General features: G+C 71.0%; 21 protein-coding genes and 1 pseudogene. 17 read left to right on the top strand and 5 right to left on the bottom strand.

Annotated elements, in window-relative coordinates; all coding sequences use genetic code 11:
- Positions 1-58: 58 nt before the first annotated feature.
- Positions 59-679 carry a bifunctional 2-polyprenyl-6-hydroxyphenol methylase/3-demethylubiquinol 3-O-methyltransferase UbiG gene (locus EXE50_RS13860; RefSeq protein ID WP_121599523.1) on the bottom strand — a complete coding sequence of 207 codons (621 nt, stop codon included), beginning with the start codon at positions 677-679 and terminating at the stop codon, positions 59-61.
- Positions 680-947: 268 nt separating this feature from the next.
- On the opposite strand from EXE50_RS13860, the gene EXE50_RS13855 reads away from it, so the two are divergent.
- The 11 genes and pseudogenes from EXE50_RS13855 (at position 948) to EXE50_RS13805 (ending at position 11,488) form a co-directional block, all read left to right on the top strand.
- Entirely contained in the window at positions 948-1,676 is a 729-nt protein-coding gene (locus tag EXE50_RS13855; protein ID WP_053771395.1) for an SDR family NAD(P)-dependent oxidoreductase, read from the top strand.
- A 38-nt stretch (positions 1,677-1,714) separates the two neighbouring features.
- A pseudogene (locus tag EXE50_RS13850) lies at positions 1,715-2,176 on the top strand (GMC oxidoreductase); the annotation flags it as partial.
- 112 nt (positions 2,177-2,288) lie between these two features.
- A complete protein-coding gene (gene dacZ / locus EXE50_RS13845) occupies positions 2,289-3,098 on the top strand; it encodes a diadenylate cyclase DacZ (protein ID WP_053771393.1) in 810 nt (269 codons plus the stop codon).
- Positions 3,099-3,101: 3 nt separating this feature from the next.
- Positions 3,102-3,890 (top strand): mechanosensitive ion channel domain-containing protein, encoded by a 789-nt coding sequence (locus tag EXE50_RS13840; protein ID WP_137705340.1) that lies wholly within the window; start codon positions 3,102-3,104, stop codon positions 3,888-3,890.
- 61 nt (positions 3,891-3,951) lie between these two features.
- On the top strand, positions 3,952-5,169 hold the full coding sequence (locus EXE50_RS13835) for a sensor histidine kinase (RefSeq protein ID WP_121599521.1): 1,218 nt from the start codon (positions 3,952-3,954) through the stop codon (positions 5,167-5,169).
- Between the two features lie 75 nt (positions 5,170-5,244).
- Positions 5,245-5,907 (top strand): GNAT family N-acetyltransferase, encoded by a 663-nt coding sequence (locus EXE50_RS13830; RefSeq protein ID WP_053771390.1) that lies wholly within the window; start codon positions 5,245-5,247, stop codon positions 5,905-5,907.
- An 81-nt stretch (positions 5,908-5,988) separates the two neighbouring features.
- The gene (locus EXE50_RS13825; RefSeq protein ID WP_137705339.1) at positions 5,989-8,421 is read left to right on the top strand and encodes a DEAD/DEAH box helicase; all 2,433 of its coding nucleotides are present in this window, start codon (positions 5,989-5,991) and stop codon (positions 8,419-8,421) included.
- 39 nt (positions 8,422-8,460) lie between these two features.
- The gene (locus tag EXE50_RS13820) at positions 8,461-8,907 is read left to right on the top strand and encodes a phosphate-starvation-inducible PsiE family protein (protein ID WP_053771388.1); all 447 of its coding nucleotides are present in this window, start codon (positions 8,461-8,463) and stop codon (positions 8,905-8,907) included.
- Positions 8,908-8,997: 90 nt separating this feature from the next.
- The gene (locus EXE50_RS13815; protein ID WP_137705372.1) at positions 8,998-10,527 is read left to right on the top strand and encodes a deoxyribodipyrimidine photo-lyase; all 1,530 of its coding nucleotides are present in this window, start codon (positions 8,998-9,000) and stop codon (positions 10,525-10,527) included.
- 107 nt (positions 10,528-10,634) lie between these two features.
- Positions 10,635-10,742: a trehalase family glycosidase gene (locus EXE50_RS18030; protein ID WP_137705338.1), complete on the top strand. Its 108-nt coding sequence runs from the start codon at positions 10,635-10,637 to the stop codon at positions 10,740-10,742.
- Positions 10,743-10,816: 74 nt separating this feature from the next.
- Positions 10,817-11,488: a nucleotide exchange factor GrpE gene (locus tag EXE50_RS13805; RefSeq protein WP_137705337.1), complete on the top strand. Its 672-nt coding sequence runs from the start codon at positions 10,817-10,819 to the stop codon at positions 11,486-11,488.
- A gap of 27 nt (positions 11,489-11,515) precedes the next feature.
- Here EXE50_RS13805 and surE read toward each other — a convergent pair whose 3' ends face one another.
- A complete protein-coding gene (gene surE, locus EXE50_RS13800) occupies positions 11,516-12,310 on the bottom strand; it encodes a 5'/3'-nucleotidase SurE (protein WP_137705336.1) in 795 nt (264 codons plus the stop codon).
- A 95-nt stretch (positions 12,311-12,405) separates the two neighbouring features.
- Here surE and EXE50_RS13795 point away from each other — a divergent pair, with 95 nt between their 5' ends.
- A complete protein-coding gene (locus EXE50_RS13795) occupies positions 12,406-12,708 on the top strand; it encodes a DUF5798 family protein (RefSeq protein ID WP_137705335.1) in 303 nt (100 codons plus the stop codon).
- 12 nt (positions 12,709-12,720) lie between these two features.
- Here the strand turns inward: EXE50_RS13795 and EXE50_RS13790 are convergent, their stop codons facing one another.
- Positions 12,721-13,317 (bottom strand): acyltransferase, encoded by a 597-nt coding sequence (locus EXE50_RS13790; protein WP_394324735.1) that lies wholly within the window; start codon positions 13,315-13,317, stop codon positions 12,721-12,723.
- Between the two features lie 64 nt (positions 13,318-13,381).
- A complete protein-coding gene (purD, locus tag EXE50_RS13785) occupies positions 13,382-14,665 on the bottom strand; it encodes a phosphoribosylamine--glycine ligase (protein WP_137705334.1) in 1,284 nt (427 codons plus the stop codon).
- A 140-nt stretch (positions 14,666-14,805) separates the two neighbouring features.
- On the opposite strand from purD, the gene EXE50_RS13780 reads away from it, so the two are divergent.
- A complete protein-coding gene (locus tag EXE50_RS13780; protein ID WP_137705333.1) occupies positions 14,806-17,043 on the top strand; it encodes a thioredoxin domain-containing protein in 2,238 nt (745 codons plus the stop codon).
- An 89-nt stretch (positions 17,044-17,132) separates the two neighbouring features.
- On the top strand, positions 17,133-18,263 hold the full coding sequence (locus EXE50_RS13775) for a geranylgeranyl reductase family protein (protein WP_137705332.1): 1,131 nt from the start codon (positions 17,133-17,135) through the stop codon (positions 18,261-18,263).
- Positions 18,264-18,276: 13 nt separating this feature from the next.
- Here the strand turns inward: EXE50_RS13775 and EXE50_RS13770 are convergent, their stop codons facing one another.
- The gene (locus tag EXE50_RS13770) at positions 18,277-18,753 is read right to left on the bottom strand and encodes a TRAM domain-containing protein (RefSeq protein ID WP_121599511.1); all 477 of its coding nucleotides are present in this window, start codon (positions 18,751-18,753) and stop codon (positions 18,277-18,279) included.
- Between the two features lie 96 nt (positions 18,754-18,849).
- On the opposite strand from EXE50_RS13770, the gene EXE50_RS13765 reads away from it, so the two are divergent.
- Genes EXE50_RS13765 through EXE50_RS13760 form a run of 3 tightly spaced genes read left to right on the top strand, consistent with a single transcriptional unit; the run spans position 18,850 to position 21,195 of the window.
- The gene (locus EXE50_RS13765; protein WP_053771379.1) at positions 18,850-20,088 is read left to right on the top strand and encodes a mandelate racemase/muconate lactonizing enzyme family protein; all 1,239 of its coding nucleotides are present in this window, start codon (positions 18,850-18,852) and stop codon (positions 20,086-20,088) included.
- A gap of 43 nt (positions 20,089-20,131) precedes the next feature.
- Positions 20,132-20,308, top strand: a complete 177-nt coding sequence (locus tag EXE50_RS17210; protein ID WP_158293671.1) for a hypothetical protein — start codon at positions 20,132-20,134, stop codon at positions 20,306-20,308.
- A 35-nt stretch (positions 20,309-20,343) separates the two neighbouring features.
- Positions 20,344-21,195: a DUF502 domain-containing protein gene (locus EXE50_RS13760; RefSeq protein ID WP_199236380.1), complete on the top strand. Its 852-nt coding sequence runs from the start codon at positions 20,344-20,346 to the stop codon at positions 21,193-21,195.
- Positions 21,196-21,213 lie beyond the last annotated feature (18 nt).

Genomic DNA, 21,213 nt, shown 5'->3' with positions numbered 1-21,213 from the left:
AAAAGTCGCGCGGGATGCGGGGTCGCCGCCGGGGTTCCCGACCCCGCGAGGGCGCCCGTCAGTCGGTCACGCGGAAGGTCCGCGCGGTGTCCCTGTCGCCGCGGACCGCGTCGACCTCGACGAGTCCCAGCGAGGTGAACACCTCGCCCCAGTCCCGGTAGTACAGCGGCGTCTCGTCGTCGACGTAGTTCACGTCCGGATCGGTCGCCTCCGTCTCCCCCGCCGGCTCCTCGATCTCGGCCGTGACGAGGACCTCATCGGTGATCCGCGCGATCTCCTCGAAGACCCTGTCGACGTCGGGGTGAAGGTGTTGGAGCGTCTCGACCGAGTACACGGCGTCGAACGCCCCGTCCCCGAACTCGCCGACGAGGTTCTCTATCGCGCCGCAGTAGAACGTCCCGTCGGCGGCCAGGTCGGGGTAGGCCTCCCGCATCACGTCGAACGCGTCGGCGTTGATGTCGACGCCCGAGAGGTCGTCGAAGCCGTGGGCCGCGAGGTGACCGAGGTGGCGGCCCGACCCGCAGCCCAGTTCGAGGACGGCCGCCTCGCGGTCGAGGTGCGCGGTCAGCGCCTCGCGGATCCGCTCGCTCGTCTCGTTCGGCCCGCGGTGGGCGTAGTACGTCGGCGAGTACTCTCCCGCCCGGTCCGTCCACGCGTCTCGGACGGTGTCGATGTTCACGGGTAACGACTCTGGCGGGGTGGCATAACGGCGTCGGACGGCGCCCGGCGCGCGCCGGTGCCACCGCGGCCCGCTCGGACGCGTCAGGCGCCGCCCTTCTCCGGTCGCTCGCGCTTCGTCCGCGGTAGTTAGCGTGCGTCTGAAGCGACGAGTTCGGTCGTCTCGGTCCTCAATCCACCGCGGATTCCCGGCGGAACGAAACGAGGGAAGCGCATATTAGTATAAATATTCCGAAAGAAATACAAAATATACACACAAACGAGTAAATATGCTCGACGGAAAGACGGCGATCGTCACCGGCGGCTCGGCCGGCATCGGAAAGGCCATCGCTGCGGAGTTCGTCGACCGAGGGGCGTCGGTCGTGATCGCGAACCGGACCGAGGAGACGGGCCGAGAGACCGCCGAAGAGCTCGGCTGTTCGTTCGTTCAGTGCGACGTCTCGTCGTACGAGTCCGTCGAATCGCTGGTCGAACGGACGGTCGACGAACACGGCGGACTGGACATCCTCGTGAACAACGCCGGGATCGGGCTCACCGGAACGGTCGAGGAGACGACGCTCGACGACTGGCACAGGCTGTTAGAGATCAACCTCAACGGCGTCGTCTACGGGACGCGAGCGGCCATGCCGTCCCTGCGCGAGTCCTCGGGGGCGGTCCTCAACGTCGCGTCCGTGTTCGGGCTGGTCGGGGGGCCCCAGACGGCCGCGTACGCAACCGCGAAGGGCGCCGTCGTCAACTTCACACGAACGACGGCCGTCGATTACGCCGACGCCGGCGTCCGGGTGAACAGCATCTGTCCCGGCTTTGTCGAGACCGAGATGACCGAGTCCGAGCTTAACGACGACTCCTTCTACGAGTTCGTCCTCAGCCAGACGCCGATCGGCCGAATCGCCGAACCGGAAGAGATCGCCGAACCGGCGGCGTTCCTCGTTTCAGACAAGGCCTCGTACATCACCGGAGTCAACCTCTCGATCGACGGCGGGTGGACGACGCACTAGCGCGCGCCCCCGTCGGCGTCGACTTCGTCCTGTCACGTCGTATTCGCCGTGACCTGGACGACCCGTTCGCCGACCCCGCGATCGATCCGAACTACCTGGACGAGCGCGCGGACCTCGACGCGCTCGTCGAGGGGGTCAAGCGGGCCCGCGACATCGCTCGGCAGGACGCCCTCTCGGGGCACGTCGGCCGCGAGCGGTGGCCCGGCGAGGACGTTGAGACCGACGAGGAAATCGCCCGTCACGTCCGGGGGACGTGTCACACCGTGTATCACCCCGTCGGGACGTGTAAGATGGGTGACGACGAGGCGGCGGTCGTGGACGACGAGTTCCGGGTCCACGGGGTCGACGGGCGCCCCGTCGTCGACGCGAGCGTGATGCCCGCGATCGTCGGCGGCAACACGAACGCCCCGACGATCGCCCTCGCCGAGCGGGCGGCGGACCTGATCCGCGACGATCGGACGGCGACCAGCGAGAGGCGGACGTCGGCCGCCGGCGATTAGCCCGACCGACGGTCGTCCGACCTTCCGCGGCGAGCAACACGTCGGCCGCGCCTCGGCGTCAGACGCGCGCACGACGCAACGACTATACGGACTCCGGGAGTCACGTGCGGTAATGGCCTCGCTCACCGACCACCTGGCGGACCTCGTCGCGGACGTCGACGCCGCGTTGCTGTTCTCGCCGACGAGTTCCTTCTACGAGCGATTCGCTGACGCCGAGGTCGAGGTCGTTGTCGTCGCGCCCGACAACGACGTCGACGCCGAGACGTTCGTCGAGCTGCCGCTCCCCTTCGACAACGTCAAAGACCGGATCGGGTTCGGCATCGAGGGCGCCATGGACGCGGACCTCCTCGCGGAGGGCGACGAGGTGGCCTGCGTCGCGTCGGTGTTCGACGGCGGCTCGGACGCGGTCGTCCGCGTCACCGTCGACGAGGGGATCCACACCGGCATCTACGACCTGTTCGCCAACTCCCGGGCCGAGCCGAGCGTCATCCGCGACGTGTTCGAGGTCGCGATCGAACTCGGACAGAAGGGGCAGAAGGGGAAGCCCGTGGGCGCGCTGTTCGTGGTCGGCGACGCGGGGAAGGTGATGAACAAGTCCCGTCCGCTGTCGTACAACCCCTTCGAGAAGAGCCACGTCCACGTCGGCGACCCCATCGTGAACGTCATGCTCAAGGAGTTCTCGCGGCTGGACGGCGCGTTCGTCGTCTCCGACTCCGGGAAGATCGTCTCGGCGTACCGATACCTCGAACCCGCGGCCGAGGGCGTCGACATCCCGAAGGGGCTCGGCGCGCGCCACATGGCGGGCGGCGCGATCACCCGCGACACCAACGCGACCGCTATCGTCCTCTCCGAGTCGGACGGGCTCGTCCGGGCGTTCAAGGCCGGCGAACTCGTCTTGGAGATCGATCCGGAGGAGTACTAAGCGATGTCAGCGGGCCAGGTTTCCGTCCCCAAGTTCGTCGCGACAGTCCCGTACCGGATCTGGCTGGCGCTCGGGGTGTTCGCGCTCGGGCTCGTGTTAGCGTACCTCACCGGCGTGGTCAACCGCCGACTGCTCCGCCGCGCCGGCGTCCCGGAGGTGATCGAGGGGACCGCCTTCGAGCGGACCGCCCGCGAGTTCGACACCTCGACGGTGGGGATCCTCGCGCGGCTGTCCAGCTACTTCATCGTCGCCGTCGCCGTCATCGTCGCCCTCACGGTGGCGGACGTGAACTACCTCGAACAGTTCTGGTCGGGGGTCGCCGCGTTCCTCCCGCGGCTGTTCGTCGCGGTGGTCGTGTTCATCGTCGGCATCGTCGTCGGCGACAAGGCGGAGCTGCTCGTCGCCGAGCGCCTCCGCGGAATCAAGCTCCCGGAGCTCGGCGTGCTCCCGACGCTCGTGAAGTACAGCGTCGTGTACGTCGCGACGCTCATCGCGCTCGGTCAGGTCGGCGTCCAGACGCTCGCGCTCATCGTGCTGCTCGCGGCGTACGCGTTCGCGCTCGTGCTGTTCGCCGCGCTCGCGACGAAGGACCTCGTCGCCTCGGCGGCGGCCGGCGTCTTCCTCCTCCTCCGCCAGCCGTACGGCATCGGCGACGAGGTGCGGGTCGCCGGCGAGCGCGGCGTCGTCCAAGAGGTTGACCTCTTCGTCACCCACATCGAGACGGACGGGGAAGAGCACGTCCTCCCGAACCACGCGGTGTTCCGCGAAGGGATCGTACTGATCCGGGAGTGACTCGCGCGGCGGCGCCGAGTTCGGAACGCACTTACCCGGTCGTGTTTTAGGCCCGCCTAAAATGAGGCGACAGGAGGAACAGCTCGTCGGTGCCCTGTTCGACGTGTTGGAGACTGAGGGGCACGACGAGGCCCGAAAGCGCCTGTTACGCGCGTACGAGTCCAGCGCGTCCGAGGGTCGCGACGAACTGATTGAACGGCTGATAACGGAGCTCGTCGCCGTGCTCAACGAGCAGCTCGGCCGCCGAGAGGGTGCCGTCGTCCTCACCGACGCGATCCAGTTCCTCTTCGACCGCCTCGTCTCCGTCGTCGAGGTCGCGCCGGTCGCCATCGTCGTCGTCGACGCAGAGGGTGCGGTCCAGCTCTGGAACGACGGCGCCGAACGGCTGTTCGGCTGGACGGAGTCGGACGCGCTCGGCGGTCGCCTCGTCTCGAAGGAGGCGGACGCGAGCGGGCCGTTCGGCGACTCCCTCTCGCGGCTCGAACGGGGCGAGCGTCTGACGGGGGTCGAAACGCGCCACCCACACCGAGACGGCTCGCTGGTGGAGATCCGGTTCTGGGCGGCCCCCCTCCGCGATCGACACGACGACTTCGCCGGCGCCACGTACGTCGCGGCCGACGTCGGAGAGCGGAAGCGCCGCGAACAGCGGCTGACCGTACTCAACCGTGTGTTGCGGCACAACATTCGCAACGACGTGAACGTCGTGTTGGGTCACCTCGAAGCGCTCGCGGCCGAGCGACCCGACGACGACCCGCACGTGGCGGCGATGGAGCGGCGGCTCGCGGAGATCGTCGACCTGAGCGACGCGGCCAGACGCGCCGAGCGGCTTCAGGAGTCCGACGGCGAAGCGAGCCGGACGACGTTCGACCTGTCGGCGCTCGCCCGCGATCGAGTCCGGGAATTCGATACCGCTGCCGGGGACGCCGCGTTCAGCGTCGGGGGACCGGACGCCGTCGAGGCCGTCGCCCACGAGCTGCTGCCGTTCGCGCTCGACAACCTCCTGGAGAACGCGGTCGAGCACTGCGGACCGTCCCCCCGGGTACGCGTGGCGGTTCGGGAGGAAGGGGACAGAGCGCTCCTCACGGTGGCGGACGACGGCCCGGGGCTCCCGGCGCACGAGCGGGAGGTGCTGACCCGCTCGGACGAGACGCAGCTCACACACAGCACCGGCATGGGGATCTGGTTGGTCCGCTGGATCGTCCGTAGTTCCGGGGGCGAGTTGCGCGTCGGGGAGAGCGAGGCCGGCGGGACCGCGATCACCGTCGTCCTCCGGCGGTGAGCGCGCCGCGCGGACGTTCCCACCTCGTGAGATCCTCTCTCACGATATAACTTACCAGCCGATCGATACCCGCGTATGAACGACGACGCCACCGCGGTCTGCGACGGCTGGGACGGCAGCGAGTGCGAGGGGACGCCCCACTGCCCCCCGCGCTGTCCGCGGTTCGTCGACAAGGAGGGCACGCGCTGGACGATCCGCCCGGCGAGGGACGCCGACGAGCCGTTCCTCGCCGAGATGTACGACGCGTTCGACCGCACTCACCGCGCGCAGGGCCTCCCGCCGGTGAGCCGGCGGCGCTGCGCCGACTGGGTCGAGACGATGCTCCGCGAGGCGAACAACGTCGTCGCGGAGCGGGACGGCGAGCTGCTCGGCCACGCGATGTACACGCCGACCGACGCCGCGGTGCCCGAGCTCGCGGTCTTCGTTCACCCCACTGCGCAGGACCGCGGCGTCGGGACGGAGCTGTGTCGGCACGTGATCGCCAACGCCGCCGCGGCCGACCGAGAGGGGCTCGAACTCCACGTCGAGACCGGGAACCGCGTCGCGCGGAGCGTCTACCGCACGGTCGGCTTCGAGGTCGCCGAGCGACGCGGCGACCTCCGGATGGAGCTCGACCTCGACGAACCGATCGCGACCGAGGTCCGCTGGCCGCCGCTCGCCCGCCAGGGGCCCGCGGAGCCGGCGGTCGACCTCTCGCCCCGTGACGGCGGCCCCGGACGCTCTCCGGCCGACGACTGAGGCGAGGCGGCAGCGCGACCCGCCCTCCGGACCGCCGTCACCGCAACCGTTAGGCCCCGCCGACCCCAGGGTACCGTAACCGTGGACGACGCCATCGAGTGGCTGCGGAACCGCCCCTTCTACGAGGGACAGATCGCCGACCACCGGCGGCTCCCGGCGCGCGAGCCCGAGTTCGGCGACGTGGACCTCGAACCCCGGCTCGCCGACGCGCTCGCGGACCGCGGGATCGACCGGCTCTACCGCCACCAGGCCGACGCGATCGGCGCGGTCCGCGACGGCGACGACGTCGTCCTCGCGACCGAGACGGCCAGCGGCAAGTCGCTCGCGTACACCGTCCCCGCCTTCGAGGCCGCGATGGACCACGGCGGGCGGACGCTCTACCTCGGCCCGCAGAACGCGCTGATCGCCGACCAGGAGGAGTCGCTGTCGGACCTCGCGGCCGACCTCGGCTTCGGCAGCCGGGTCTCGGTCGACTCCTACACCGGGCGGCTCTCGCGGTCGGAGAAACGGGACGTGCGCGACCGCCGTCCGACCGTCCTCCTCTCGAACCCGGACATGCTCCACTACGCGCTGTTGCCGTACGCCGGGCGCCTCTGGGACTGGTTCTTCTCGTCGCTGGAGCACGTCGTGATAGACGAGGTCCACAGCTACCGCGGCGTGTTCGGCTCGCAGGTCGCGCTTACCCTCCGGCGGCTCGCGCGAACCTGCGAGCGGTTCGGCTCGTCGCCGCAGTTCGTCTGCTGCTCGGCGACGATCAACAACCCCGTCGACCACGTCGCGACGGTCACCGGCCGCGACCCCGAGAGGATCGCCCTCGTCGACGAGGACACCTCCGGGCGCGGGCCGCGCGACTGGGTGCTGTGGAACCCGCCGGAGTACGACGACGACTGGCAGGAGCGCGGGAGCGGTCGGCGGAAGTCGAGCCACACGGAGTCGAAGCGGCTGTTCGTCGACCTCGTGACGGCGGGCGCACAGACCCTGGCGTTCACGCGGGCGCGACAGACCGCCGAGCAGTACGCGACCGACAGCGCGAGCGACCTCCGGGAGCGGGGCGAGCGCGACCTCGCCGGGAAGGTCGGCGCGTACCAGGCGGCGCTCACCGACGACCGCCGCCGGGAGATAGAGGCCGACCTCCACGCCGGCGACCTGCGGGGCGTCTGGTCGACGAGCGCCCTCGAACTCGGCGTCGACGTGGGCGGGCTCGACGCGGTCGTCCTCGACGGCTACCCCGGCACGCGGATGTCGGCCCACCAGCGCGCGGGCCGGGCCGGCCGCGGCGACGACCCCGCGCTGGTGGTGCTGGTCGGCGGCGAGGACCAGCTCGACCAGTACCTGATGCGGAACCCGAGCGACTTCTTCGACGCGCCGCCCGAGGACGCGATCTGTGACCCGGAGAACGGCCAGCTCATGCCCGGCCACGTCGCCTGCGCGGCCGACGAGAACTGGCTCTCGCCCGGGGACGAGCGGTTCTTCGGCGACTCGTTCCCGGGCGTGGTGGCCGACCTCACCGACGAGGGCGTCCTGAACCGGCGCGAGGCCGCCAAGGGGACGCGCTGGGTCCACGCCGGGGGGTCGAGCCCGCAGCAGTCCGTGAACCTCCGCACCGCCGAGGAGCGCGAGATATCGCTGATCGAGCGGTCGAGCGGCGAGACGGTCGCCGCGCTCGGGTTCGCCGACGCGCTCCGCGACGCCCACCCCGGCGCCATCTACCACCAGCAGGGCCGCACCTACGAGGTGGTCGACCTCGACCTCGACCGCGACGTGGCGGAGCTCCAGCAGTCGTGGGCGGACTACTACACGCAGGTGCGGTCGGACAAGGACATCGTCGTGAACGAGGACCTCGACGAGCGCGCGCTCTCGGCGCGCGAGGACGTGCCGGTCCGCTTCGCGGACGTGACCGTGACCGAGCAGATTACGGGCTTCGTGCGGAAGGACGCCGCCACGGGCGAGTCGCTCGGCGAGTCGACGCTCGACCTCCCGGAGACGACGCTGCGGACGAAGGCGCTGTACTTCCCGGTGCCGAGGGATCTCGAGCGCGAGATGCGGCGGCTCGGCGACGCGCTCGACGGCGAGGACGCGGGCGACCCCGAGGTCAGCGCCGACGGCGGCGAAGCGCCCGGCGACGGCGACGAACCGATCCCGGGCGGCGAGTACGCGTTCAACGGCGGGATCCACGCGGCCGAACACGGGATCATCTCGCTGTTCCCGTTCCACCTCCTCTGTGACCGCGCCGACGTCGGCGGCATCTCGACGCCGCACCACCCGCACACCGAGGGGCCGGCCGTGTTCGTCTACGACGGCTATCCGGGCGGCGTCGGGCTCACGCGCCGCGGCCACCGCCGGATCGAGGAGCTGATGACCCGGACGGCGCGGCTCATCGACAGCTGCGACTGCGAGGGCGGCTGCCCGGCCTGCGTCCAGTCGCCCCACTGCGGCAACGGGAACGACCCGCTGGCGAAGGCGCCCGCCGTCCGCCTGCTCGAATCGCTGACGGGCACCGACGCGGACGCCTGACCCAAACTGACTTGCCTCCGGCCGTCGAGCGTTCCGTCGATGGCGCTCGACCTCGACGACGCCGCGGACCCCGCCGCCCGGGCGATGGAGTGGCTCGTCCTCGGCGCGGCGTACTTCCTCCTGCTCCTGTTCCTCATCGGCGTGTTCGACCTGTTCGTCTCGCTGTACCGCCTCCTCGTCGCGGGGAACTTCACCGACCCGGCCGAGGTGGTCGCGCTCCTCGACAGCGTCCTCCTCCTCCTGATCATCGTCGAGGTCCACCGGACGCTCGTGGCGTACGCGCGCGGCCAGCCGGTCCTCCGGATCGTCGTGAGCGCGGCGATCATCGCCGTCTCCCGGCGCGTGATCAGCTTCCGCTTAGAGGACTACGGCGGCGGCAACGAGGCGCTGCTCGCGGCCGCGGCGCTCGGCGTGCTCGTGCTCGCGCTCACCGTCGGCTACTTCCTGCTCGACCGGGTGAGCGTCCCGGGGCGGCTGGAGCTCTGATCGCGGTGCGACCGGAGCGCCGCCCGCTGCCGGCCGAGACCCCCGCGCCGCTCCCGGTGGTTTCACGGTGGACGCGCCCGTGTGGAACCCATGGAGCTGTTCTGGCACCGACGGGACCTCAGAGCCGCCGACAACGTCGGGCTCGCGGCCGCGAGCGGGGCCGGCGACGACCCCGACCGCGGTCCCGCCGCGCCCGTGTTCGTCTTCGATCCGTCCGTCCTCGACCACGCGAGCGACGTTCGCGTGCGCCGCCTGCTCGACGGGCTGGCCGCGCTGCGCGACGACTACCGCGCACGCGGGAGCGACCTGCTCGTCGCGCGCGGCGACCCGGAGACCGTCCTCCCGCGGCTCGCGGCGGCGCTCGACGCCGAGCGCGTCGTCTGGAACCGCGACTACTCCGGGCTCGCCCGCGAGCGCGACGCCGGGGTGCGACGCGCGCTCGACGCGGTCGACGTGGCGCGCGAGGCCCACCACGACGCGGTCCTCCACGACCCCGACGCGATCCGGACGAACGCCGGCGACCCCTACTCCGTGTACAGCTACTACTGGAAGAAGTGGACCGACCGCGCGAAAGAGGACCCGGCGCCGGCGCCGACCGAGGCGGGCCTGGCCGATACCGATCGGCTCGCCGACGCGGCCGACGCCGTCGACGGGACGGACCCGTCGGGCGCGGTCGCGGACGGCGGCGAGGCGGCGACGCTCGGCGCGGCGGTCGGCGACCTCCCGACGCCGGCGGACCTCGGCTTCGCGGAACCGGACGCCGACGTCGGCCCCGCGGGGACGGAAGCGGCCCGGGAGCGCCTCGACGACTTCCTCGACGAGGCCGTGTTCGCCTACGAGGCCGAGCGCGACTACCCAGCCCGGGAGGCGACCTCGCGGCTCTCCGCGTTCTTCAAGTACGGCGAGATCGGCGTCCGCGAGGCGTACGCCGCCACCGAGGCGGCGATGGCCGAGGCGGAGTCCGACTCGCGGCCCGAGGACGCCCCGGAGCAGGTCGAGGAGTTCCAACAGCAACTGGCGTGGCGGGAGTTCTACACGCAGGTCCTCTTCCACAACCCGGAGGTGGTCTCCGAGAACTACAAGGAGTACGAGGAGGGGATCGACTGGCGCGACGACCCCGAGGAGATCGCCGCGTGGAAGCGCGGCGAGACGGGGTACCCCATCGTCGACGCCGGGATGCGCCAGCTGCGCGAGGAGGCGTTCATGCACAACCGGGTGCGGATGATCGTCGCCTCCTTCCTCACGAAGGACCTCCTCGCGGACTGGCGCCACGGTTACGACCACTTCCGCGAACGCTTGGCCGATCACGACACCGCCAACGACAACGGCGGGTGGCAGTGGGCGGCCTCCACCGGGACCGACGCGCAGCCGTACTTCCGCATCTTCAACCCGATGACGCAGGGCGAGCGCTACGACCCCGACGCGGAGTACATCACGGAGTACGTCCCGGAGCTCCGCGGGCTCGACGCCGACCTGATCCACGAGTGGCACGAGCTGTCGCCCACCCAGCGCGCGAACGCCGCGCCGGAGTACCCGTCGCCGATCGTCGACCACTCGGAGCGCCGCGAGGCGGCCCTCGCGATGTACAAGCGGGCGCGCGGCGAGGATCCGGAGGACTGAGGCCGCGGCGCAGAGAGCGCGTTCGTCTCGCGACGGAAAACGGAGCGGCGACGCCGACTCAGTCGGCGACCGCGGCCACCATCCCCTGCTTGTAGTACCGCTGGAGCGTGACGAACAGGACGATCATCGTCAGAACCGACCGCGGCGAGTACGAGCCCCAGTACGGGTTCGGCTGGACGAACGGTGTCGTCACGGCGCTGTCGGCTCGGCGGTAGGCCCTTCCCCTGCCGCCCGAGCGGGAGCGTCGCGCTTCTGAACGCTTATCCCCGCCGGCCGACTTCGATCGGGTATGAGCGACGACGACGCCGTCGACGCCGAGTCCGCCGAGGACGAGGCGGGCGACGCGGCGCGGACGAACGGCACGGCGGAGGCGACCGCCGAGGAAGCGGCCGCCGAGTCGGCCGACGGCGACGCCCGTCACGACGACGAGGCGCTCGCCGCGGCCGTCGCCGAGCACGACGAGGCGCTCGCGCGCGAGGTGGCGGCGCTGGAGGCCGACCTCGCCGAGACCCGCGAGGCGCTGCGCGAGCGCGACGAGGAGGTCGAGGAACTGACGAGCAAGCTCGCCCGCGTGAAGGCGGACTTCAGCAACTACAAGCAGCGCGCGAAGCGGAAGCAGGAGGAGATCCGCGAGCGCGCCTCCGAGGCGCTCGTCGAGCGGATCGCACCCGTCCGGAACGACCTCCTCCGCGCGCTCGACCAGGAGGAGGGGAGCGACCTCCGCCCCGGCGTCGAGTCGACGCTGGAGAAGTTCGACGACGTGCTCGCCGACGAGGGGGTCGAACCCATCGAGCCGGAGCCGGGCGAGGAGGTCGACCCGGCGCGCCACCAGGTGATGCTCCGCGTCGACAGCGACCGCCCAGAGGGGACGATCCACGAGGTGTACGAACCCGGCTACGAGATGGGCGACCGCGTGCTGAGCGAGGCGAAGGTGACCGTCAGCACCGGCGACGGCGAATAGCTCGCGCGCCTCTGTTCCGGCGGCGCGTCAGGACCGGACCGCCGATTCGTAGGCGTCGGCGAGGTCGTCAAGGCCCGCGTTCGTCGCCGCGGCGTGCGGCACGGAGAGCGGCGAGACCGACACCTCGCCGTCGACGACGGCGCGCCGGTCGGTCCCCACGGGGTCCGGCACGTCGCCGTCGTTCATCCGGCCCCAGATCGGGTCGGAGAACCCGACGCGGCCGTCGCCGTTCCGCTCCGCGCGCATCCCGTACCACGTCGAGGGCGTCGTGACGCGGAGCTGCGCGCGGTCCTCGTCCGCGATGGGCGCGTTCACGTTGAGGTAGTCAGCCCGCTCGAACACGCCGGCGTCGACCGCCTCGTCGACGAGGTACCGCGTCGCCCGGGCCGCGTGCGCGAAGTCCGCGGCCGCGAACTCCCGCTTCCACCAGTCGTCGCCGCCGGGCACGTACATCGAGGTCGCGACCGCGGGCACGTCGAAGAACGCGGCCTCGACGGCCGCCGAGACGGTCCCCGACCGGCCGAGCGTGTAGGCGCCGAGGTTCGCCCCCTCGTTACAGCCCGCGACGACCGCGTCCGCCTCCGGGACGAGTTCGTCGAGGCCGGCGACGACGCAGTCGACGGGGGTCCCGTCGACGACGTACCCCAGCTCGTGGTCGTCGACCGCGGCGTCGTCGGAGAGGCGGCGACCGACGGACGACTGGTCGTCGGCCGGCGCGACGACCGTCACCGCGTACTCGGTCGCGAGCGCGTCGTGGAGCGCGCGCAGCCCCGCGGCGTCGACGCCGTCGTCGTTGGTCAACAGGATCCGGTCGACGCTCATACCCGTACCACGGGCGAGTCGGGCAAAAGTCCACCGTCGGTGCGGGCGTCGCGTCGAACGGAAAAGCACACGTATCGCCGGGCCGACCCGTCGGTATGGGATTCGGGGACACCGCAAAGAAGATTCAGACCCTCGCGGACCGCGCGGAGCGCACCTACAAGAAGATCAGCGAGCTCCGCGACGAGGTCGACGAGACGCAGGAGACGGTGAAAGACACCGCGGAGCGCGTCAAGACGCTCGAAAACGAGATGGCCGAACAGCGGGCCGTCCTCGACGCGGTCGCCGAGGAGGTCGGCGTCGACTTGGCGCGCGTGAGCACCGAGGCGCACATCACCGACGCCGAGGAGACGGCGGCCGCCGCGGGCGACGACGCGGACGCGGGCGACGACGCGGCGTAACCGACGGTCGGCTCAGTCGTCGCTCGCGGCCGTCTCCGCCCGCGAGACGACCTCCGCCGGCACGCCCGCGACGGTCGCGCCCGGCGGCACGTCCTCGGCGACGAGCGAGTTCGCGGCGACGCGCGCCCCCTCGCCGACGGTGACGCCGGGCAGCACTATCGCCCCGGCGCCGACCATCGCCTCGTCCTCGACGACCACGTCGCCGAGGCGGTACTCCTCGTGGAGGAACTCGTGGCACAGCAGCGTGGCGTCGTACCCGATGACTGCGTCGTCGCCGACGCGGATTCTCTCGGGCCAGAACACGTCGGGCGTCGACTCCAACCCCCAGGCGACGCCGGCGCCGACCGTGACGCCGATCCGCCGCAGCAGCCAGTTCTTCAGCCGGAGGCTCGGACAGATCCGCGCGAGGACGATGACGACGTAGTTGCGCACGACCGCGAGCGGCGACTTCGCGTCCGGCCACGACCACAGGGAGTTGCGCGCTCCCGGCGTCGGAAACCGGTCGAGGCGGTCGCTCCGACTCGGGTCGGTGTCGTCGGACCTCGCGTCCAGGTCGTCGCGTGGCGGCTCGGTGTCCTCGCGCGTCGCGGCCGCGTCGTCGTCGGTCACGACGGCTCGTTCGGACGGGGAGAATAAAAGGGTCGCTCCGGGGCGTCGGTCGGAACGCGTCCGGTCAGCTCCGGAGGTCGTCCATGTGGTCGATCCGGCGCTGAACGAGATCGGCTGTACCGATGTCGTGACGGATGCGGACGCGATCGCCCGCGGCCGCCAGGGCGTCCTCCGCCTGCGCCTCGGCGGCCGCGACGGAGTCGCCGCGGCCGACGACGGCGAACGCCCGCGACGTGGTCGTGTACAGGCGCCCGTCGCGCTCGTCGACGCTGGCGTAGTAGAGGAGCGCGTCGCCCGCGTGCTCCTCGTCGACCGCGATCTCGGCGCCCGCGTCGGGGTCGGTCGGGTAGCCGTCCGGCACGGCGTACTTACAGACGGTCGCCTCGCCGGAGAAGGAGAGCTCCGGGAGCGGCTCGCCGTCGCGCGCGGCGGCGAGCACGTCGACGAACGGCGTGTCGAGGACGGGCAGCGTGTTCATCGCCTCCGGGTCGCCGAAGCGCGCGTTGAACTCGACGACCTTCGGACCCGTGTCGGTGAGCATGAACTGGCCGTAGAGGACGCCCTTGTACTCGGGGAGCGCGTCGACGACCGCCTCCAAAACCTCGACGGCGGCCTCGTAGTCGCCCTCGCGCATGAACGGCAGCGACGGTCCCGTGTCGGAGTACGAGCCCATTCCGCCGGTGTTGGGCCCCTCGTCGCCCTCGTAGGCGCGCTTGTGGTCCTGGACCGCCGGCGTCGTCCGCAGATCGCCGTCGGCGACGAACGCCTGGATCGTGAACTCCTCGCCGACGAGTCGCTCCTCCAGCACCACGCGGTCGTAGCCGGAGTCGCGGAGGTACGCCTTCGCCTCCTCGCTCGTCACCTGGTCGCCGATCACCTTCACGCCCTTCCCGCCGGTGAGCCCGGCGGGCTTGACCGCGAGGTCGCCGTCGTACTCGTCGATGTACTCGCAGGCCGCCGCCGTGTCGTCGAACACCGCGTAGTCCGGACAGCCCGGGATCGCGTGCTCCTCCATGAACTCCCGCTGGTACGCCTTGTCGGTCTCCAGCCGGGCCTCGGCGGCCCGCGGGCCGAAGGCGTACACGCCGGCGTCGTCGAGCGCGTCCGCGACCCCCGCCTCAAGCGCCGACTCCGGGCCGATGACCGCGAGGTCCGCGCCGACCTCGGTCGCGTAGTCGGCGACCGCGGCCGGATCGGTCTCGTCGATCGCCGCGAACCCGTCCGCCAACCGTCGGATCCCCGGGTTCCGAACGCCGGCGCAGGCGTACAGCGCGCAGTCGTCGGCCACGGCGCGGGCGATCGCGTGTTCGCGCCCGCCGCCCCCCACCACGAGTACGGTCTCCGTCATGCCCGACGGGTGTCCGCACGGTAGTGTAAACCTTACTCTCTATCGGGCTCGATATATGCGCGGACGTGGATAGAACTACGCCCGAAGCGGGAATCGCCCCAGTGCGGACGGCTTTTGGCCCGCCGGGCCGAATCGAGCCCATGTCACAGCCGACCGAGCGGAACCGCCTCGACGGCGAGGCGAGCCCGTACCTCCAACAGCACGCCGACAACCCCGTCAACTGGCAGCCGTGGGGCGACGAGGCGTTCGAGCGCGCTCAGGAGCACGACGTTCCGGTGTTCGTCTCCATCGGCTACTCCTCGTGTCACTGGTGTCACGTCATGGCCGAGGAGAGCTTCGAGGACGAGTCGGTCGCCGCGCTGCTCAACGAGGAGTTCGTCTCGATCAAGGTCGACCGGGAGGAGCGCCCCGACGTCGACAGCACGTTCATGACCGTCTGCCAGCTGGTCACGGGCGGCGGCGGGTGGCCGCTCTCGGCGTGGTGTACCCCGGAGGGGAGGCCGTTCTACGTCGGGACCTACTTCCCGCCCGAGCCGCGGCGGAACCAGCCCGGCTTCCGCGACCTCTGTGAACGCATCGCCGACTCCTGGAGCGACCCCGAGCAGCGCGAGGAGATGCGGCGGCGCGCCGACCAGTGGGCCGAGAGCGCGCGCGACGAGCTGGAGTCGGTGCCGACGCCGGACGCGGCCGGTCCGGACGGTGAGGACGCGGCCGGTCCCGCCGGCGACGACCTGCTCGACACCGCGGCCGCGGCGGCGCTGCGCGGCTACGACGAGGAGCACGGCGGCTTCGGGAGCGGTGGCGCGAAGTTCCCGATGCCCGGGCGGATTGACCTCCTGATGCGCGCCTACGCCGGGCGCGGCCGCGACGCCCTGCTGTCGGCCGCGACCGGCACGCTCGACGGGATGGCCCGCGGGGGCATGTACGACCAGATCGGCGGGGGGTTCCACCGCTACGCGGTCGACCGCGAGTGGACGGTCCCGCACTTCGAGAAGATGCTGTACGACAACGCCGAGCTGCCGATGGCCTACCTCGACGGCTACCGCCTCGCGGGCGACCCCGCGTACGCCCGCGTCGCGAGCGAGTCGCTCGCGTTCCTCGACCGCGAGCTCCGCCACGAGGGCGGCGGCTTCTTCAGCACCCTCGACGCGCGGAGCCGACCGCCCGCGGGCCGCGGGGGCGACGACGGGGAGGGAGACGTCGAGGGTGCGTTCTACGTGTGGACCCCCGAGGAGGTCGACGCCGTCCTCGACGAGCCGGCCGCGTCGCTCGCCAAGGAGCGGTACGGGATCCGGGCCGGGGGCAACTTCGAGCGCGGCACGACCGTCCCGACGATCGCCGCGTCCGTCGAGGAGCTGGCCGCCGACCGCGACCTGTCGCCCGAGGCGGTCCGAGAGATCCTGACCGAGGCGCGCACGGAGCTGTTCGACGCCCGCGAGGAGCGCCCGCGTCCCGCCCGCGACGAGAAGGTGCTGGCCTCGTGGAACGGGCGAGCGATCTCCGCGTTCGCGCGGGCCGGGAGCGCGCTCGGCGAGGCGTACGCCGAGATCGCCCGCGAGGCGCTCGACTTCTGTCGCGAGCGCCTCTACGACGCCGACCGCGAGACCGGCGCGCTCGCCCGGCGCTGGCTCGACGGCGACGTGCGCGGGCCGGGGTACCTCGACGACTACGCGTTCCTCGCGCGCGGCGCGCTCGACACGTACGCGGCGACCGGCGACCCGGAGCCGCTCGGGTTCGCCCTCGATCTCGCCGACGCGCTCGTCGACGAGTTCCACGACGCCGACGACGGGACGATCTACTTCACCCGCGACCTCGACGGCGAGGCGCGAGACGGCTCCGGCGACGCCGGCGGCGAGACCGCCGACGCCGGCCCCCTCATCGCGCGGCCGCAGGAGTTCACCGACCGGTCGACGCCGTCGAGCCTCGGGGTCGCCGCCGAGACGCTCGCGCTCCTTGACGGCTTCCGAACGGACGGCGAGTTCCGCGAGATCGCCGAGCGCGTCGTGCGGACCCACGCCGACCGGATCCGCGGGAGCCCGCTGGAACACGCCTCCCTCGTGCGGGCGGCCGACCTGGTCGAGACCGGCGGGATCCAGGTGACCGTCGCCGCCGACGCGGTCCCCGACGACTGGCGCGAGACGCTCGGCGAGCGGTACCTCCCGGGCGCCCTGATCGCGCCGCGCCCCGCGACCGACGCCGGCCTCGACGAGTGGCTCGACCGCCTCGGCATGGCCGAGGCCCCGCCGATCTGGGCGGACCGCGACGCGGTCGACGGCGAACCGACCGCGTACGTCTGCGAGGGCTTCACCTGCTCGCCGCCGCGGACGGACCTCGACGCGGCGCTCTCGTGGCTGGAAACGCGGGAGTCGTCCGAGTAGGCGGCCGTTCGACCCCTCGGCCCTCGCTCCGTCGGGACCGGCCGGGTCGGCGCGTCGCGCTTAACTACCCCCGTCACCACGACCCGACCATGTACGACTTCGTCGTCGTCGGCGCGGGCCCGCCGGGGTCGCGGTTCGCCCGACGCGCGGCCGAGGACGGCCGCGACGTCGTCGCCTTCGAGAAGGGGTCGATCGGCGAGCCGCTCGCCTGCTCCGGGCACGTCTCCGACGACGTGTGGGAGTACGCCCCCGACGGCGCCCGCGACGACCTCCTCCAGAACCGGGTGTACGGGGCCCGCTTCCACGTCGGCGGTCCGGATTCGCGGTCCTACCCGTTCTACAAGCGGGAGCCGGTCTCCAACGTGATCGACCGCGTCGGGCTCGACCGAGCCCTCGCCGAGGCCGCGCGCGAGGCGGGCGCCGACGTCCGAGTGAACCACACGGTCGTCGGCGTGGAGGAGCGGGCCGACCGGGTCGCCGTGGACGTTCGGACGCCCGCGGGTGACGTGGAGCGCGTCGAGGCCCGGATGGTCGCCGGCTGCGACGGGCCCACGTCGCGGGTGCGGCGCGCGCTCGACCTCCCGGAGCCGGACGAACTGCTCCACGGCGTCCTCGGGTTCGACCCCGCGGCGGACGCGGGCGACTACGTCGACGTCCACCTCACCGCGCCGACGTTCTTCGCGTGGCGGATCCCCCGCGGCGACGCGGGCGTCGAGTACGGGCTGGCGGCGCCGCCGAGCGAGGACGTGTCGGAGATGTTCGAGCGGCTCACGGACGCCTACGGCGCGACGACCGACCGGCGCTGCTCTGGCGCCATCCCGGTCGGCCCGCCGGCGCGGACGACGAGCGACCGCGGCTTCCTGATCGGCGACGCCGCCGCGCAGACGAAGCCGTTCACCGGCGGCGGCATCCTCTACGGGATGCGCGCGGCCGACGTGGCCGCGGCGGCGATCGACCCGGCGGACCCGGAGACGCTCGCGGACTACGAGTCCGGGTGGCGCGCGGAGCTGGCCACGGAGATCCGACTCGGGAAGGCGATCAGGCGGTGTTACTCGCTCCCGGAACCGGTTCAGCGGGTCGGGCTACGGGCGCTGTCCGGCGAGATCGGCGTCCACATGGACGAGCCGTCCTCGTTCTTCTCGGCGTCGCACCTGCGGTCGCTGTTCTCGCGGGCGACCCCCCCGGAACGGATACATCCCGACGACCGGGGGGCGAAGTGACCCCCGGCGGTCGCTACTCGTCGACGACGCTCGCGAACGAGACGTTCTCGCGGACGCTCGTGATCTCGACGGTCGGCTGTTCGCCGGGCTCCGCGTCGGGAACGATGACGACGTAGCCGCGTTCGATCTTCGCGATCCCGTCGCCCTTGTCCCCGAGCGTCTCGATCGTCACGTCCCGTACCTCCCCCTCCGAGACGGGCGGGTCCGGCTGGACCGCGCCGGCGGCCCCGCGGGAGGTGGGCCGCTGGCCGTCGTCGGACGCGGTCCCGTCGGACGCGCCGTTCGTCTCGGGGACGGACGCGCCGTCGGCGTCGCCCGTCGACTCCGCCGCCGATTCGGCGCGGTCCAGGACGGCGATCCGATACGTATCGCCCACGCTGACGCTTCCGTGTTCGATCTCCGAGGTCGGGACGGTGACGACGTAGTCGTCGCCGCGGGACTCCACCCGTCCGGTGTACAGACACGCGAGAGAATCAGTAATTTCGACCATGAGCGCTATTGCGCGCACGGGGATGAAAAGCCACCTGTTCGTGCGGACGACGGGCGAAGGTAAACGTTTACCCTGTCCCGAATTAACCAACGCGGTATGAGCCGAAACTACGAGTCGCTCCACGACCCGAACGCGGAGTACACGATGCGGGAGCTCTCCGCCGAGACGATGGGGACCACGGGGACGCGCGGGGGCGGCCGCGACGTCGAGATCACTGACGTTCAGACGACGATGGTCGACGGGAACTTCCCGTGGACGCTCGTCCGCGTGTACACCGACGCTGGCGTCGTCGGCACCGGCGAGGCGTACTGGGGCGCGGGCGTCCCGGAGCTCATCGAGCGCATGAAGCCGTTCGTCGTCGGCGAGAACCCGCTCGACATCGACCGCCTCTACGAGCACCTCATCCAGAAGATGTCCGGCGAGGGCTCGATCGAGGGCGTCACCGTCACGGCCATCTCCGGCATCGAGGTCGCGCTCCACGACCTCGCCGGCAAGATCCTCGACGTGCCCGCCTACCAGCTGCTCGGCGGGAAGTACCGCGACGAGATGCGCGTCTACTGCGACTGCCACACCGAGGACGAGGCGGACCCCGAGGCGTGCGCGGACGAGGCCGAGCGCGTCGTCGACGAGCTCGGCTACGACGCGCTGAAGTTCGACCTCGACGTGCCGAGCGGCTTCGAGAAGGACCGCGCGAACCGCCACCTCCGCCCCGGCGAGATCCGCCACAAGGCGGAGATCGTCGAGAAGGTCACCGAGCGCGTCAAGGACAAGGCCGACGTCTCCTTCGACTGCCACTGGACGTTCTCGGGCGGCTCCGCGAAGCGCCTCGCGGACGCCATCGAGGAGTACGACGTGTGGTGGCTCGAAGACCCCGTGCCGCCGGAGAACCTCGAGGTCCAGGAGGAGGTCACGAAGAGCACGACCACGCCGATCACGGTCGGCGAGAACCGCTACCGCGTCACCGAGCTGCGCCGCCTCATCGAGAACCAGGCGGTCGACATCGTCGCCCCCGACCTGCCGAAAGTCGGCGGCATGCGCGAGACGCGCAAGATCGCGGACGTGGCGAACCAGTACTACGTCCCGGTCGCGATGCACAACGTCGCCTCGCCGATCGCGACGATGGCGGCGGCCCACGTCGGCACCTCCATCCCGAACTCGCTCGCGATCGAGTACCACTCCTACGAGCTGGGCTGGTGGGAGGACCTCGTCGAGGAGGACGTGATCGAGGACGGCTACATCGAGGTGCCGGAGAAGCCGGGTCTCGGGCTCACGCTCGACATGGACACCGTCGAGGAGCACATGGTCGAGGGCGAGACGTTGTTCGACGAGGAGTGAAACGATTCGTCGAACTCGATAGGCGAGCGGAGCGAGCCTATCGGTGTTCGACGAGGCGGAAGCCGAAGTCGAGCCCAAAAATCTCCGATTTTCGCAGTTCGACGAGGCGGAAGCCGAAGTCGAGCCCAAAAATCTCCGATTTTCGCAGTTCGACGAGGCGGAAGCCAGATCGTACTCGATAGCTGAGTGGGTGCGCCCCCGTCGACGGGTGCGTGAATGAGCATTTATTTTACCGTTCCCCGCGAGGAACGCATTATGTCGTCCCCCGACGATAGCGACCCCTCCCAAGTAGCGACCCGGGCGAAACAGACCGGCCAATCCCTGTACTCGCGCGCGTACGATTCGCTGATCACGGGCGTCGCGATCATGATCCCCGTCGTCGTGACGCTGTACATCGTCAGCATCGCGATCGGGTTCGTTCGGAACGCGCTGGACCCGCTCATTCGGGTCCTACGGTGGGCCGGTCTCATCCAGCGCATCGAGTCGGGCGGATTCGTCCAGCTGCTCATCGAGATCGGGATCTACGCCGACGTCGTGGCGTTCGTCTCCGAGCTCATCGCGATCGCGGTCCTCGTGCTCGTCATCGCTGTCGTCGGGGTCGTGGGACGCAACCGCTACGGGCAGCGGGTCGTGGACGTCTTCGATCTGGTGGTGTCTTCGATCCCGGGCGTCGGAACGGTGTACAAGAGCTTCCGGCGGATGGGAGACGTGGTTCTCGACGAGCAGGACGACAAGTTTCAGGAGGTGAAGCTCGTCCAGTGTTTCGACGAGAACGTCTACGTGCTCGGGTTCAAGACCGGCGAGGCCCCGGTGACGATAGAAGAGTCGACCGGTCACGAGGAGATGGTCTCGATGTTTCTGCCGTTGGCGCCGAACCCCGTGACCGGTGGCCTGTTGACGTACATCCCGCAGTCGGACGTCTACGACATAGACATGACCATCGAAGAGGGGATTCAGAGCGTCCTCACGAGCGGTGTCGCGACCGACCAAGGCGCCTCGGGGACTCTCAACATCGGCCTCGAAGAGCTACAGAACTCACAGCGGTACCAAGACATTCGCAGCGCGGTGGTCACGACCGACTACGACGACGACGACGACCGGGAGTAGGCGCGACGACTCTGACGG

This window comes from Halorubrum sp. ARQ200, assembly GCF_005435115.1.
Classification (GTDB): domain Archaea; phylum Halobacteriota; class Halobacteria; order Halobacteriales; family Haloferacaceae; genus Halorubrum; species Halorubrum tropicale.
Note: the sequence above shows the minus strand (reverse complement) of the source record. Positions and strands in the feature narration are given on the sequence as shown.

Coding starts and splice junctions, on each gene's coding strand:
- surE (WP_137705336.1), bottom strand. CDS start 12,310: ATGAGCGTCGACCGGATCCTGTTGACCAACGACGACGGCGTCGACGCC.
- purD (WP_137705334.1), bottom strand. CDS start 14,665: ATGACGGAGACCGTACTCGTGGTGGGGGGCGGCGGGCGCGAACACGCG.
- EXE50_RS13780 (WP_137705333.1), top strand. CDS start 14,806: ATGTCACAGCCGACCGAGCGGAACCGCCTCGACGGCGAGGCGAGCCCG.
- EXE50_RS13835 (WP_121599521.1), top strand. CDS start 3,952: ATGAGGCGACAGGAGGAACAGCTCGTCGGTGCCCTGTTCGACGTGTTG.
- dacZ (WP_053771393.1), top strand. CDS start 2,289: ATGGCCTCGCTCACCGACCACCTGGCGGACCTCGTCGCGGACGTCGAC.
- EXE50_RS13805 (WP_137705337.1), top strand. CDS start 10,817: ATGAGCGACGACGACGCCGTCGACGCCGAGTCCGCCGAGGACGAGGCG.
- EXE50_RS13760 (WP_199236380.1), top strand. CDS start 20,344: ATGTCGTCCCCCGACGATAGCGACCCCTCCCAAGTAGCGACCCGGGCG.
- EXE50_RS13770 (WP_121599511.1), bottom strand. CDS start 18,753: ATGGTCGAAATTACTGATTCTCTCGCGTGTCTGTACACCGGACGGGTG.
- EXE50_RS13840 (WP_137705340.1), top strand. CDS start 3,102: ATGTCAGCGGGCCAGGTTTCCGTCCCCAAGTTCGTCGCGACAGTCCCG.
- EXE50_RS13795 (WP_137705335.1), top strand. CDS start 12,406: ATGGGATTCGGGGACACCGCAAAGAAGATTCAGACCCTCGCGGACCGC.
- EXE50_RS13815 (WP_137705372.1), top strand. CDS start 8,998: ATGGAGCTGTTCTGGCACCGACGGGACCTCAGAGCCGCCGACAACGTC.
- EXE50_RS13855 (WP_053771395.1), top strand. CDS start 948: ATGCTCGACGGAAAGACGGCGATCGTCACCGGCGGCTCGGCCGGCATC.
- EXE50_RS13830 (WP_053771390.1), top strand. CDS start 5,245: ATGAACGACGACGCCACCGCGGTCTGCGACGGCTGGGACGGCAGCGAG.
- EXE50_RS13820 (WP_053771388.1), top strand. CDS start 8,461: ATGGCGCTCGACCTCGACGACGCCGCGGACCCCGCCGCCCGGGCGATG.
- EXE50_RS13775 (WP_137705332.1), top strand. CDS start 17,133: ATGTACGACTTCGTCGTCGTCGGCGCGGGCCCGCCGGGGTCGCGGTTC.
- EXE50_RS13765 (WP_053771379.1), top strand. CDS start 18,850: ATGAGCCGAAACTACGAGTCGCTCCACGACCCGAACGCGGAGTACACG.